This is a genomic window from Pseudoalteromonas rhizosphaerae, from assembly GCF_902498845.1.
In the GTDB taxonomy this organism is placed as follows: Bacteria; Pseudomonadota; Gammaproteobacteria; order Enterobacterales; family Alteromonadaceae; genus Pseudoalteromonas; species Pseudoalteromonas rhizosphaerae.
The window spans coordinates 228628-241046 of record NZ_CABVLM010000007.1 but is presented as its reverse complement, the minus strand read 5'-3'; the positions used below and the strand labels follow the sequence as shown (position 1 = coordinate 241046).

Sequence of the window (12419 nt, the reverse complement as noted above, 5' to 3'; positions counted from 1 at the left end):
GCGTTGAGATTGGCTAACTAACTTTCTCAATTTCTATTTTCTAACTTCATAACTTTCTTTAACTGGCTATCTAACACATTTAAATTAAAAGGTTTTACAATAAAGCCTGACACTTTCGCGGCGATAATTTCTTTGATTGCTGTGGAGCTGTCTTCGCAGGTGATCATTAACACCGGGATTTCGGCTAACTCTTGGTCATCACGAATACGATTGAGTAAAGTTTTGCCATCCATTTTTGGCATATGCAAGTCGGTGATAACTAAATCATAGCCTTGGTTTTGTAATAAACTTAATGCTTGTATTCCATCAGTCGCTTCAACAATATCGTGATAATTTAGTTTTCTTAACATATTTATTAATACATGGCGCATCAAAGGCATATCGTCAACGACGAGGATTTTCATAAAGTTAAATTGTCCATTATATGCAAATTACCTTAAGGTTAGTTAACAAAGTCTTACTCTGCCACAAAACACTGGGCAACTAGCTGACTAAGTCGCGCTATTTTTATATTGCTTAGTTGGCGGTAATCAAAGTATGGGCACACAATCAACTTGTTTACTTTATCGATAGCAAATTCTTCATCTAACCACTGTAATTGGCACTTTAGGTGCCCTTGCTGAAGCAATGCTTTAGCATAGGTGCGTCCGGCAATAATATGCAAGGTATTATTGTTGTTTAAAACCGGAGGGCTAAAAAGTAAGGCTGTTTGACTATTAGGCTGCAGCAGTTGTTCATCTCGATAGTGTTGCCAAGTCGGGGCGAGTTTGGCGAATTGGTAATACTCGCTAGGCAGTGCAAATAACACTTTAGCATATACATTAAATACTTTACGCCAGCCATTACCACAGGCTTGGTTGATGCTGGCAATTTGTCCATCCACACATGACGTCACTGTACTTAGGTTGGTATACTGTGGCATCGCTGGTACATTCGCTATATACACAGCGACTGTAAAAGCTGGGTCACCAAAGCCTATATTACTTGCAGCCTTACTCATTTATTTTTAGCTAGAATGCGGTCTAGATTATTAGCAAAGTTTTGACGATCACTTTGGCTAAGCGGTGGCGGTCCGCCGTTCATTTCAACGCCACTTGAACGCATAGTATCCATAAAATCGCGCACATTTAGTAACGAGCGAATATTTTCACTGGTATACAGTTCGCCGCGAGGATTTAGCGCTTGGCCGCCATTATCGATTACTTCTGATGCTAGCGGAATATCACCGGTGATCACTAGATCATTGGCTGCAATACGTTTGACGATTTCGTCATCAGCCACATCAAACCCTGATGAGACCTGCAACCGGCTAATGTATTTTGAAGGCGGAATACGCATTGCATGATTAGCGACTAAAATTGTTTCAGTTTGCGTACGCTCTGCGGCACGAAACAAAATTTCTTTGATCACCACTGGACAGGCGTCAGCATCAACCCATATCTTCATTGTTAACTTCTAATAGTTAGTAAAAAAATGATCCTAACCTAAGGCTTTTAGAACAACTAGTATTAAGTGAACTTTTTATGCTTTACTGCGTTGGTGGCCTAATTAACTATCAAGGAATCAACGATGAAAAATCAATTATTTATCACTCTTACTCTGTTCGTCAGTAGTTTACTGCTTGGCTGTACTGGCATGCCCGATAAGGTTGCACCAGTGAGTCCTTTTTCCATCGAACAGTACCAAGGTAAGTGGTATGAAATAGCCCGATTAGATCACTCTTTTGAGCGGGGTTTAGATAATATAACAGCGGATTATACAATTAACGATGATGGCTCTGTAACTGTGCTAAACCGTGGTTTTAATAGCGAGGAAAACAAATGGAGTGAGGCTCAAGGTACTGCGAAATTTGTTGATAGCAATGATGTTGGTCATTTAAAAGTATCGTTTTTTGGTCCTTTTTACAGCTCTTATATTGTATTTAAGTTAGACCAACAAAATTACCAATATGCGTACGTATCTGGCTACAATAACGATTATTTGTGGCTATTATCGCGTACCCCCACAGTGAGTGAGCAACGCTTAGCTGACTTTAAAGTGCTTGCGCAGCAAAAAGGCTTTGATACAGACAACCTGATTATGGTTAAACAGAACAGTACACCATGACTGTAAATCCCCTTTACAGTGATAGAGAATAGCTATGTAGGGCGGCGTGTGTAACTTTGACTTTGCTACGACTACACAGTAATAGGTTTTATTTTTTTATATTAAAAAGTAATTACTAGGTAATAAATATGACACATTAGAGGGATATTATGTTCCACATAGCTTGATTGGCAATAGCTTCAATCAAGCTATTTGTAACATGAGTATCCCCCTGCTATTTATAACCAAATCATTTGGATATAGGCAAACTAAGTTAGTTTGCCTTTTTTTTTGCTCAGATCATATTTTTACTAACTAAGCTTAAAAAACAGTTAAAAACAGCCCACTGAGCATTACAACGGTGATATTTAAAGCACTCATTATTTTTACCCAAGATGCTTTGAAGCTATAAAAAATCATTAATATTAAGACACTTAGCGCCATATAACCACAAAATAGTAAAGCGCCGTAGCCGTTATGTTGTACAACACTCAGTACTAAGCTTAGTAAAATACTGATCCAAGCAGCGATCAAAAACTGTTTACTGAGTTTGTCGCTAGGGCGGGTTTTAAATACATCACGGTAATGATTAAATTTAGCCAAAGCAAAACAATTAAATGCCAGTAAACATAGGCTCAATTGCAGTAATTCATGCATTATGATTGCTCCTGTAACTTGGTTTTTGCTGAACGGCGCGCCCGTTGTTGGGGTGTTTTCGCCGGAGTGTGAGTTGGTATTTTTTTGGCCTGAATTACAAATAAGGCTGCAAATACTAAGCACATTAAATCAAAACTAAACAACGCCCATTGGCCGTTTAGCAAGTAGCTTATTAGATTGCCATTGGTGGTAAGAGCATTAATAACAGGCACGCTGATACAGGCGATACCGTTGATCCACGCGAGTAAAATCCACTGCGGTCTTGCGCGTTTAAATAGCGCAAACAAAGCAACAGCTAGCCAAGTCACAAAAAATGCAAGTATTTCTTTATCTGCGCGCTCAGGGGTTGTCATAGGCAGTAACCGGTTGGCAATAAAAAATGCGCAGGTTGCAAGTGGTAAGCCCATTAATGTGGCAAGGTTTAACCCTTCTACCAACTTTAAGCCAATTGTAGCGGGTTGGTCTTTTTTCATGCGTTCGCGAATACGCTTAGCCCACATAATACAGCCAGTTGCTATCATTACACAGCCAGCTACGCCGCATAAAAAGTATAACCAGCGTAATAATGGGTTAGCTAAACGGCCTGTGTGTAGGGCTGTTAGCGAGTCATAGAACACTTCTGTATTGGTTAATTGGGCAGCAGTTTTAGCTATTAAGCTGCCATCTACACCGTTAAATAATAAGGTGGGTGTTTGGTCGCGAACTAGGCTAGCGGTATCTGCACGGACTGTAATTGTGGCTGAGGCTTTATTTGGATCACGAATTGATATTTGTGTTAAGTCAGCATCAGGCCAGTTAGTATAAACTTGATCTAAAATAGTATCGATGGCTATTAATGGGGCGCTATCTGGGCTAGTTTTGGTGCGCACATTAGTGGGTGACACATCGTTAAATAAACCACGAATACCATCTTCGTATGCGGTCATTGCTGGATAGGGGAATAACATAAATATTAGCGTGATTAGGCCTGTATAGGTGATCATAATATGAAAAGGTAACGCCAATACTGACGATACATTATGACCATCTAACCAACTGCGGCTGCCTTTATTGGCACGAAAGCTAAACATATCTTTAAAAATACGTTTGTGGATCACCACCCCAGATATCAGCGCTACCAACATAAATAAGCTCGCAAAGCAGACAATCCAACGGGCTGTGCGTACATCAATGTAATGTAGGTCAAAATGCAGTCGATAAAAAAAGTTACCACCTCTGGTGTCTCTTGTTTGTGCTATTTCGTCGCCTGTTTGTGGGTTGATATTGTGCTCTTGCCAACCACCAAAACGCTTCCCTTCAGGACGAGGCTTTTCATAAGCATAGTTAAGCTGCGGTTTTCGCTCTGTGGGCAAGTAAATTCCCCAACGCGTAGACTCCGGGCCTGCATTTTGTAGGTAATTAATACCACTGATAATTTGGCTACGCTGTTGCGCTACACGCTGTTCAGGCGCTTGTACATTGTGCAGTGCTGGTTGATTCCATAGCGTTATTTCGTCCCGAAAAAAACTCACCGTGCCGGCAAAAAATATTAAATAGAGTAGCCAGCATACTAATAATCCAACCCAAGTATGCATCCAGGTCATGGAGCGGAAAAAACTCTCTTTCATAGCCAACCCTTTAGTAATGATAAGATCAGAGCACACCCTGAAGTAGTTAGTAAAATAGTGATCCATATTTTAGGTAATGACTTAACTGCAAACGCCCAAATAAACACGCAGCTGTACACTAAAATAGTCAGGCTGATACTAAGCAGTACAGCATCTGATTTTTTCAGCGGTAAAATAATACTCAGTAACGCGGTAAACACGGCAGTAAAGGTATAACCACCAACAATGGCGGCAAAAAAGCGTGAGATAACAGCAAAACAGTAAGCATGGGCTTGATAAGCTTGGCTTAATTTAGATCTTATAGAGAGTGTTTGGCTGTTTTTGATAGATTGAGCGTGCATGATGATCCCTCAAAGTCCCAAATGGGGGCGAATAAAGGGGGTATTATATATTCTAGATACAGAAAAGATAGTGATTCGTATTTTCTTTGTTGTTTGTCGCGACGACAGCGCAATAATACTCAGTATATTTACTTAGTAAAATGATGATCTGCTTTTATCATTTGCTGTTTTAATTGAAAAGTTCGCAAATTTTTCAACTGCTTGTATGCTTAGTGATTGGAAGGCTATAAGCCGTTACATTAATTTTTTAGGGAGTACTATGTCAGCACACAAAAAACTTAATTATGTTGAATTTGCCGCAGCAGATTTAATCGTCACTAAGGCATTTTTTAGTGCGGTTTTTGATTGGCAGTTTATTGATTATGGCCCCGAATATACGTCATTTAGTGCTGATACAGCTGGGCTTGATGGCGGTTTTTATCAAGCACCACTTAGCTCATTAACGCAACATGGCGCAGCTTTATTAGTATTTTATAGCGAGGATATTGCGCAAACACAGGCTAAAGTAGAGCAACATGGCGGGAGTATTATAAAACCAATTTTTGATTTTCCAGGGGGCCGCCGATTCCATTTTACCGAGCCCAGTGGCAATGAATTTGCAGTGTGGTCAGAACATAATTGAACGCAAAAACAGATCATAATTTTACTAACTCAAGGAAAGAAATTGAATGACAGATTTGAGTTGCGAAGAAATTAAAGCATTTGTACCAGCAAAAGATTTTGCGCTTAGTTGTGCGTTTTATCAGCATATGGGCTTTCAAGTCGCGTGGGAAACCCCAGATATGGCGTACTTTTACCACGGAGACTGTAGTTTTTTACTGCAAAATTTTTATAATCCAGAGCACGCTAAAAATTTTATGATGCACTTATTAGTTGCAGATGTGACAGCATGGCATGATAAATTAACAAGTGCGGGGTTGGCGCAAAAATATAATATAAAAATTACTGAGCCAAGCTTGCAAGCGTGGCAAATGATTGATTTTGTTATTTATGATCCAAGTGGTGTGCTGTGGCGAATAGGGCAAAGCAGTGATGATGGCTAGCACCTTGTTAAAGCAAGTTAGTCAATGCGTGATCTGTGAATCTGAGCTGGCGCTTGGGGCACGTCCGGTGCTGCAATTTAATCCCAGTGCGCGTATTTTAATTGCAGGGCAAGCGCCGGGGCTTAAAGTACACCAAAGTGGCATTCCATTTGATGATGCCAGTGGTAAGCGGCTGCGCGAGTGGTTAGGGCTTAAGCCATGCGATTTTTATGATGCAACTAAGGTTGCTATTTTGCCGATGGGCTTTTGTTATCCAGGTAAAGGTAAGTCAGGCGATTTAGCGCCGCGTAAAGAATGCGCACCTGCATGGCGTTCCCAGCTTTTAGCGGCACTGCCCAATATTAAGTTAACCATAGTGCTGGGTAAATATGCCCAAGCGTACCATTTACCACACACAAAACATTTACCCCTCACTGAGTTAGTAAAATCATGGCGTGAGTATTGGCCAGATGTTTTGCCATTGCCGCACCCGAGTCCGCGTAATAATATTTGGCTAACTAAAAACCCTTGGTTTGAGCGTGATGTGGTGCCTCAGTTGGCGCAAACTATTCAAGCAATTTTGCAATGTGAGGATGATTAGTTTGATGATCAATACCCAATTTGAGCAGCATGGTTTTTTTCATGTAAAAGGTTTTTACACTGAACGTGAACTTGTGCATGAGCGCGAAGTGATCAATTGTTTTCATCAGCAATGGATCGCAGATAATCAACAGTTTTATCAAACCAAGGCGGTTAATAGTGCCTATTTAACTGCAAATACCTATTTAGATGAGGCCCAGCGCTTAGTATTATTTAAGTTTATTGCCAGCCATAAGTTAATGGCTCAAGTTGATTCGATACTTGAATCAGCGGCCTTTATGAATACCCAGTTGTTTTTTAATCCGGTTAATCCTGAGCAAGAAAATTATTGGCATCGTGATATGCAATACCATTTAAGCTTGGCGGAGCAGCAAGCTGCGCTATCGGGTCCTGAAGTGATACATTGTCGGGTTGCGCTTGAGGATGAGCCAGGTATTGAGTTAGTACCAGGTACCCATCGACGTTGGGATACCCCTGATGAGCTGGCAACTCGGTTGGCTATTGATCACAACAACACCAGCGATGATTTAGCCACCGGCCATGTGATAGAAATGCAAGCAGGGGATTTATTAATTTTCTCGGCAAATATGATCCACCGTGGTTTATACGGTAAAGACCGCTTAGCGCTGGATATTCTTTTTGGTGAGCCACAGCCCCACGTACTGCATTTTGTTCAGGATATCTGTTTGCCTACTCCAGCGATGCTTTCGACATTAGAAGATGCCAGTGCCTTTGCGGTTACTTTGGCACACCAAGAATAACCGCGCTACATAGACCTGCCTAAAAACCACATGGGCTGCTGTAATAATCTCGAAAGATAAACAGGTCTGAGCTACATTTCGCTGTTACTTAACAGCGCCAGTAGTTGATCTTTAGACATTTGCCCAGCATCACCACTGCCGGCGAGTACTTTATCTGCGAGTGCTTGTTTATGTTCGTGCAATTGCAGGATTTTTTCTTCAATGGTATTTTGTGCTATCAGTCGGTACACAGTAACGGGGCGTGTTTGCCCTAGGCGATGCGCACGATCTGATGCTTGTTGTTCAACCGCAGGATTCCACCACGGATCGAGATGCAGTACATAATCAGCAGCGGTTAAATTAAGCCCCGTGCCGCCTGCTTTTAAGCTGATCAAAAACAGTGGTGCATGACCTGCTTGAAATTTATCAACTTGTTGTTTGCGTTTGTTAGTACTCATGCTGCCGTCAAGATAACAATAATCGATGCCGCGTTTTTGTAAGCGCTTTTCAACCAGTTTTAACACATCGACAAATTGGCTGAAGATCAGCGCTTGGTGGTTGTTTTCTAGTAATTCTTCAATAATCGCTTCTGCAGTGTCGAGTTTACTCGATGGCAACTTACTATTTTCCAGTAACAACTGCGGGGCAATACAAGCGCGGCGTAATTTAGTTAATGACGCCAAGATAGTAATGTATTGGCTGTCTTCCTGATTTGCTTGTTCAAGTGCGTTTAAACGAGTTGCTTCGTACAGTGCTTGCTCTTTTTCACTTAATGCGAAGGTTAAGTTTATTTCGGTTTTTTCTGGTAACTCGGTCAATACCGTTTGTTTGGTTCGACGCAGGATAAATGGAGCAATGAGGGTTTTCAGGGTATCGGCTTGTTGTTGGTTTTTATCGGCGTTACCAAAGCGCTTTTTAAATACTGGCAGGGTATGTAAAAAGCCTGGCATTAAAAAGTTAAACAAGCTCCACAGTTCACCTAAATGGTTTTCGATTGGCGTGCCTGACAGGGCAATTTTAAATTGACCATTGAGTGCAAATGCGGCTTTAGCTCTTAAACTCAAGGGGTTTTTAATTGCTTGTGCTTCGTCAAAGACAATATTAGCAAAAGAAAATTGCGCCAGTTGTTCACCAATTAGTGGCAGTAAACCATAACTGACGATCACTAAATCGTGTTTACCAGCCGTTGTGAGAATATCAGCGCATGCAGTGGCGTTTTCAATGATTTTTACATGCAAAGCCGGCGCGAATCGCTCGGTTTCAACTTGCCAGTTATGACACACAGATTTTGGCGCAACCACTACACTGGCACCTAAACTACTGCGCATTTGTAACACGGTTAAGGTTTGTAAGGTTTTACCCAGCCCCATGTCATCGGCTAAACAAGCATTGAGTCCCCAGTTGGCCAGTTGCATTAGCCATTTTACCCCGACTACTTGATAGTCTCGTAAAATATGGACTAAATGTGCAGGTAAGGTAGGGTCGATAGTTTGCTCAAATTTAGCTAAACGCGTTTTCCAGCTGTCACCAAATGTGACATCACCTAAGTCGGCAATGCTTTGGTGTAAAGGCAATGCACGCGCGTTGGCAATCCGTAGTTCATCACTTGGGTTGTGCTTATCAATATTTTGCATCCCTTCTAAGCGATTTAATAAGTTAGTTAAACGCTGATCCAATAATAATGAATTGCCTTCCGAAAACTCTAAAATGCTGCCACGGCGCGGGGCTTTAAGCAGAGTTTGTAATTCGTATATTTGGCCGCTAGGGAGTGAGATTTTACCACTGACGCTTAACCAATCGTTATCATCATTTAAGTTAAGAGAAAGGTGCTGGCTTTTGGCAACTCTCATGCCTTGGCTCGTTTCGTCCCAACTTAATACCAGAGACTGTGCTTTTTGCGCAGCTTCAAGTAACTCAATTGCTTGGCTAATATCTTCAGGTAAATAAAACTGCTGTTGAATTTGATTATGTTGCGGTGATTGCCGATCAGCAAATAATCCGGCCATATTTTTCAGTAATTTTCTAAATGCTTTTTGCTCTGCTTTTAAATCACGTTTAATTACAATGCTGTCGGTTTGATCATCATCAGTATGTGCGAGTGTTAAAGCACCAATACCGGGTTCAACCCAAGGGCCATCTACGCCATTTGGCATGGCATAAAAATTAATATTGATACCTAATTGGGTAAGAGCGATCACTGCGGCAAATTCACATAAGCCTTGGCGTACGTTGTTGATATGGGAAAACTCGGTACGTTGGCTACTAATATGATGCTCGTTTGCCAGTACTTGTAATGCGGCATTCAGTTGTGGCAGTTTTTCTTCGGTTAAATTATTGGGTTGTTGCTCAAATAATTGCAGTAATTTTAGCTGTTTGTCATCAATGGCGAATACTTGGTAACAATTTGCATGGCTGTGGATAAGTAAAAAGTCACAGTCCGGATCGCTGATACTCGGTTGCATTACAAGGCTATAGCAATCATTGCTGTCTTGTGCAATTTCAATGACAAACTCGCCTTTGATCAGCGTAAGTGGCTGTCCATTGTGATCTTCAAGCCCTTTAAACCCTATTAATGCTTGTAATACCGCAGCCGTTGCGTGTATCTCGTGATAACCAAAACCGGCATGGTTGTTGAGCACTTGTACTAAGTTATGATCGACGCTGGTTAATGCATCTTGATACTGGCTATAAGCAAGTTCTTGGGCGTTTACTTTACGACCTTTGGTCCATTCGCCTTTGGCATTGAGTTGCTGTACTTTGGCTTGTATGAGCGGTAAATCTAAATGGGTTAAATCCAGTTGCCATATAATTCGTTGCTGCGCAGTGGGCGTATCAATTTGGCTAATATCATTAAGCCAACGCTGCCATTGTGGGACGCGGGTAAAGTGCTGTAATAAACCAGTATTGGGTAATGGTGTGTCATCGCTAAGCCAATTAACTAAGTGCTGGCATTGCTCAGCTAACCAGTGTTGATGCGCACTAATTGCGCTATTGAGCTGTTTTAACAGTTCGGTATCACCCCTTAGATGATTTACCTGTTCGTCTGTGGCGTTTTTAATAATTGCCAGTAATAAGCAAAATAATGGCGCTAATGCATTCGGGTTACCAAGTAGATGACTTAAGCTGTTGCTTAAACGATGGTTTTGATAGTTAGCTAAATCCTCTTCCAGCAAATAATCAATCGCTTGGCTTGGGTGGCTTAATTCCCCAAGATTTTTTTGATACCATTTTCGACAGGTATTTAGTTGTTTAATATCTGCAGCGGTTGCACTGATAAATAGGCATATAGTGTAAAGTAATCCGGTGATCTCGGTCGGATAGATGCCTTTGCCAAAGTTTTTTCTAAACGCAGTTAAAGCGCTTTTATACTGTATCAAAGCAATATCAATAAACTCACCCTTGATGGCATTGGTATTTGCTTCATAAAAAGTGGCTAAAACACGGTCTCTTTTATCATCTAGCAATTCAGCAAAATTATCTTCTTGTAATAATATGGCTAAATTCTCATTCAGATAAATGCGTTTTCTCAGCTCTGTTGTTGGGAGCGCTTTGGCAATCAGAGTCGGCCATGCATGCTCACTGGTGAGGTTGAAAAATTGACCGCGGATAAAGTTATCTAAGCAAAGCTGTTGCCATTGCTCAGGTAGGCATTGCCACAGTTGCTCGCTGTATGGTGATTGCGCGAGCAAATTAACAAAAGCGCTATCAAGCTCAAGTGATAAATCACTAGGGAGCGGTTTTTTTCCGCTTTTTGCGCGGTCAAGATCATTAAATAGCAGGTGCAGAAAGTGCACGGCTTGATCGTGGTAATAATAGCTTTTTGTAGCTTCGGTTAAAAAAGCATGCCATAGAACTGGCTGATGTTTTATCGCATTAATAGCTCCATAAGCAACTGCGCTAACTGATATACGAAAGTTTGGTCCGTAGGGGAGCTTCCAAATTAAATCTTTAGATTCGAGTTGTTTAGTATATTTAGCGACTTCAGCTTGAGAAAATGAATAGCCATTTTTAATGTGACTATAAAGACGTTTAGTGAGCTGCTGGACAGAGTTCTCATAGCCATGCGATGAGCCACTTATTATCAGTGCAAGTAATACACACAGTTGTTTTTGGTCGTTATCAGTTGTGGCGGGCGGCAAAGTACTTAATGGCATAAAATCAATAATTAAAGTCGCTAATGATTGCAGCCAGTATAAGTTTCAGCTGGAGGAGTTACAACCAATAAAAAAGCGACCCAAAGGTCGCTTTTTTATAAAAACCTATTGCACTCTGGCAAACAGTTTTTGTAGTTGCGGCATATATTCTTTAATTAGTTTTAAATTACTTTCGCTAACAACCGGCGCATCTGTATTAGCAGCATTAGCTGAGTTACCAAGTGTGCCCATCATTGAACTAGCGCTGTTATTTTTCGAGCCGCCCATACTTTGCAAACCGCCCATTAACTGATTTACTCTATCTTTGTTTTCTGGCGATAAATTACCTTTGATGTTTTCAAGATAAGCCATCGAGACTTCAGAACCCACAGTAATTAGTTGTTCAGGCGTGAAACCATATTTATTGGTAAGGGCTGCAAACTCTTTGTATAAATCATTATCTTTGATTGTACCAAGGGCGCCTAATGCCATTGCCGTCGAGCCCCCTTCAGAGCCACCTAACATACTACCCAAATCCATGCTTTTTAATGAATCTTGATTTTGTGACCAATCAACAACCGCGGGTAATGCTTTCATATAACCTTGTAAATCTTTTTCTGTGATATCTGCCGCAAGGCTTGAAAAACTCATTGCTAACAAACTAAGAGATAAAATTATTTTTTTCATGTTGAGCACCTTTTTATTCAATTGTTAGTTGCATTAAAGACTATTAATTAGATAACCGCTATAAATTAAAGAGGGTTTTAGTCTGTTAACATCAGATGATATACTACATTTTTGCCTGATGTAGCTGAACCACATGTTAATTATTTCAAATACCGTAACAATCGATGAATGGGAAGTCGAGCTGTCAGCTATTCGTTCACAAGGAGCGGGTGGTCAAAATGTTAATAAAGTGGCCAGTGCGATCCACCTTCGCTTTGATATTAATCGCTCAAAGTTACCAGAGTTTTATAAAGAGCGGTTGTTGGCGTTCAATGATAGTCGTATCACTAAAGAAGGTGTGATTGTTCTCAAAGCGCAAAGTCATCGAACTCAAGAGCTAAACAGGGAAGATGCGTTAAAGCGACTAAAACAGCTTATTTTATCAGCCACTAAGGTCGAACGTGCTCGTCGTGCTACAAAGCCAACACGTAATTCACAGCGCAGACGCATGGATAAGAAAACCAAACATGGTAATACCAAAGCGCTGCGCGGCAGTGTTAAAGTTTAA

At 41.0% G+C, this 12419-nt stretch carries 14 protein-coding genes; 6 read left to right on the top strand and 8 right to left on the bottom strand.

Features of this window, described 5'->3' with window-relative positions; genetic code table 11:
* Window positions 1-26: 26 nt before the first annotated feature.
* The 3 genes from PSR9079_RS12960 to PSR9079_RS12950 are packed head-to-tail and all read right to left on the bottom strand — an operon-like array spanning window position 27 to window position 1446.
* A complete protein-coding gene (locus PSR9079_RS12960) occupies window positions 27-404 on the bottom strand; it encodes a response regulator (protein WP_149981971.1) in 378 nt (125 codons plus the stop codon).
* A gap of 53 nt (window positions 405-457) precedes the next feature.
* Window positions 458-1000, bottom strand: a complete 543-nt coding sequence (locus PSR9079_RS12955) for a DUF6942 family protein (protein WP_149981970.1) — start codon at window positions 998-1000, stop codon at window positions 458-460.
* Window positions 997-1446 carry a YaiI/YqxD family protein gene (locus tag PSR9079_RS12950; protein WP_145239874.1) on the bottom strand — a complete coding sequence of 150 codons (450 nt, stop codon included), beginning with the start codon at window positions 1444-1446 and terminating at the stop codon, window positions 997-999. The genes PSR9079_RS12955 and PSR9079_RS12950 overlap by 4 nt, the downstream gene beginning before the upstream one ends.
* A gap of 123 nt (window positions 1447-1569) precedes the next feature.
* Here PSR9079_RS12950 and PSR9079_RS12945 point away from each other — a divergent pair, with 123 nt between their 5' ends.
* Window positions 1570-2106: a lipocalin family protein gene (locus tag PSR9079_RS12945; protein WP_149981969.1), complete on the top strand. Its 537-nt coding sequence runs from the start codon at window positions 1570-1572 to the stop codon at window positions 2104-2106.
* Window positions 2107-2406: 300 nt separating this feature from the next.
* Here PSR9079_RS12945 and PSR9079_RS12940 read toward each other — a convergent pair whose 3' ends face one another.
* Genes PSR9079_RS12940 through PSR9079_RS12930 form a run of 3 tightly spaced genes read right to left on the bottom strand, consistent with a single transcriptional unit; the run spans window position 2407 to window position 4690 of the window.
* Window positions 2407-2742: a DUF3325 domain-containing protein gene (locus PSR9079_RS12940; RefSeq protein ID WP_149981968.1), complete on the bottom strand. Its 336-nt coding sequence runs from the start codon at window positions 2740-2742 to the stop codon at window positions 2407-2409.
* The gene (locus PSR9079_RS12935) at window positions 2742-4349 is read right to left on the bottom strand and encodes a PepSY-associated TM helix domain-containing protein (RefSeq protein WP_149981967.1); all 1608 of its coding nucleotides are present in this window, start codon (window positions 4347-4349) and stop codon (window positions 2742-2744) included. Before PSR9079_RS12935 ends, PSR9079_RS12940 begins: the two co-directional genes overlap by 1 nt.
* Window positions 4346-4690, bottom strand: a complete 345-nt coding sequence (locus PSR9079_RS12930; protein WP_149981966.1) for a hypothetical protein — start codon at window positions 4688-4690, stop codon at window positions 4346-4348. The genes PSR9079_RS12935 and PSR9079_RS12930 overlap by 4 nt, the downstream gene beginning before the upstream one ends.
* A gap of 259 nt (window positions 4691-4949) precedes the next feature.
* On the opposite strand from PSR9079_RS12930, the gene PSR9079_RS12925 reads away from it, so the two are divergent.
* The 4 genes from PSR9079_RS12925 to PSR9079_RS12910 are packed head-to-tail and all read left to right on the top strand — an operon-like array spanning window position 4950 to window position 7073.
* A complete protein-coding gene (locus PSR9079_RS12925; RefSeq protein ID WP_149981965.1) occupies window positions 4950-5312 on the top strand; it encodes a VOC family protein in 363 nt (120 codons plus the stop codon).
* A gap of 46 nt (window positions 5313-5358) precedes the next feature.
* Window positions 5359-5733 (top strand): VOC family protein, encoded by a 375-nt coding sequence (locus tag PSR9079_RS12920; RefSeq protein ID WP_145239857.1) that lies wholly within the window; start codon window positions 5359-5361, stop codon window positions 5731-5733.
* Window positions 5723-6313: a uracil-DNA glycosylase family protein gene (locus PSR9079_RS12915; protein WP_145239855.1), complete on the top strand. Its 591-nt coding sequence runs from the start codon at window positions 5723-5725 to the stop codon at window positions 6311-6313. Before PSR9079_RS12920 ends, PSR9079_RS12915 begins: the two co-directional genes overlap by 11 nt.
* 4 nt (window positions 6314-6317) lie before the next feature.
* Window positions 6318-7073, top strand: a complete 756-nt coding sequence (locus PSR9079_RS12910) for a phytanoyl-CoA dioxygenase family protein (RefSeq protein ID WP_145239853.1) — start codon at window positions 6318-6320, stop codon at window positions 7071-7073.
* 71 nt (window positions 7074-7144) lie between these two features.
* Here the strand turns inward: PSR9079_RS12910 and PSR9079_RS12905 are convergent, their stop codons facing one another.
* On the bottom strand, window positions 7145-11206 hold the full coding sequence (locus tag PSR9079_RS12905) for a DEAD/DEAH box helicase (protein WP_149981964.1): 4062 nt from the start codon (window positions 11204-11206) through the stop codon (window positions 7145-7147).
* Between the two features lie 105 nt (window positions 11207-11311).
* Window positions 11312-11872, bottom strand: coding sequence for a short-chain dehydrogenase (locus tag PSR9079_RS12900; RefSeq protein WP_149981963.1), 561 nt, complete (start codon window positions 11870-11872; stop codon window positions 11312-11314).
* 133 nt (window positions 11873-12005) lie between these two features.
* On the opposite strand from PSR9079_RS12900, the gene arfB reads away from it, so the two are divergent.
* On the top strand, window positions 12006-12419 hold the full coding sequence (gene arfB, locus PSR9079_RS12895; RefSeq protein ID WP_145239847.1) for an alternative ribosome rescue aminoacyl-tRNA hydrolase ArfB: 414 nt from the start codon (window positions 12006-12008) through the stop codon (window positions 12417-12419).

Excerpts from the sequence above, each read along its gene's own strand:
- PSR9079_RS12955 (WP_149981970.1), bottom strand. The coding sequence starts at position 1,000 with ATGAGTAAGGCTGCAAGTAATATAGGCTTTGGTGACCCAGCTTTTACA.
- PSR9079_RS12945 (WP_149981969.1), top strand. The coding sequence starts at position 1,570 with ATGAAAAATCAATTATTTATCACTCTTACTCTGTTCGTCAGTAGTTTA.
- PSR9079_RS12925 (WP_149981965.1), top strand. The coding sequence starts at position 4,950 with ATGTCAGCACACAAAAAACTTAATTATGTTGAATTTGCCGCAGCAGAT.
- PSR9079_RS12935 (WP_149981967.1), bottom strand. The coding sequence starts at position 4,349 with ATGAAAGAGAGTTTTTTCCGCTCCATGACCTGGATGCATACTTGGGTT.
- PSR9079_RS12930 (WP_149981966.1), bottom strand. The coding sequence starts at position 4,690 with ATGCACGCTCAATCTATCAAAAACAGCCAAACACTCTCTATAAGATCT.
- PSR9079_RS12900 (WP_149981963.1), bottom strand. The coding sequence starts at position 11,872 with ATGAAAAAAATAATTTTATCTCTTAGTTTGTTAGCAATGAGTTTTTCA.
- arfB (WP_145239847.1), top strand. The coding sequence starts at position 12,006 with ATGTTAATTATTTCAAATACCGTAACAATCGATGAATGGGAAGTCGAG.
- PSR9079_RS12960 (WP_149981971.1), bottom strand. The coding sequence starts at position 404 with ATGAAAATCCTCGTCGTTGACGATATGCCTTTGATGCGCCATGTATTA.
- PSR9079_RS12905 (WP_149981964.1), bottom strand. The coding sequence starts at position 11,206 with ATGCCATTAAGTACTTTGCCGCCCGCCACAACTGATAACGACCAAAAA.
- PSR9079_RS12915 (WP_145239855.1), top strand. The coding sequence starts at position 5,723 with ATGATGGCTAGCACCTTGTTAAAGCAAGTTAGTCAATGCGTGATCTGT.
- PSR9079_RS12940 (WP_149981968.1), bottom strand. The coding sequence starts at position 2,742 with ATGCATGAATTACTGCAATTGAGCCTATGTTTACTGGCATTTAATTGT.
- PSR9079_RS12910 (WP_145239853.1), top strand. The coding sequence starts at position 6,318 with ATGATCAATACCCAATTTGAGCAGCATGGTTTTTTTCATGTAAAAGGT.
- PSR9079_RS12950 (WP_145239874.1), bottom strand. The coding sequence starts at position 1,446 with ATGAAGATATGGGTTGATGCTGACGCCTGTCCAGTGGTGATCAAAGAA.
- PSR9079_RS12920 (WP_145239857.1), top strand. The coding sequence starts at position 5,359 with ATGACAGATTTGAGTTGCGAAGAAATTAAAGCATTTGTACCAGCAAAA.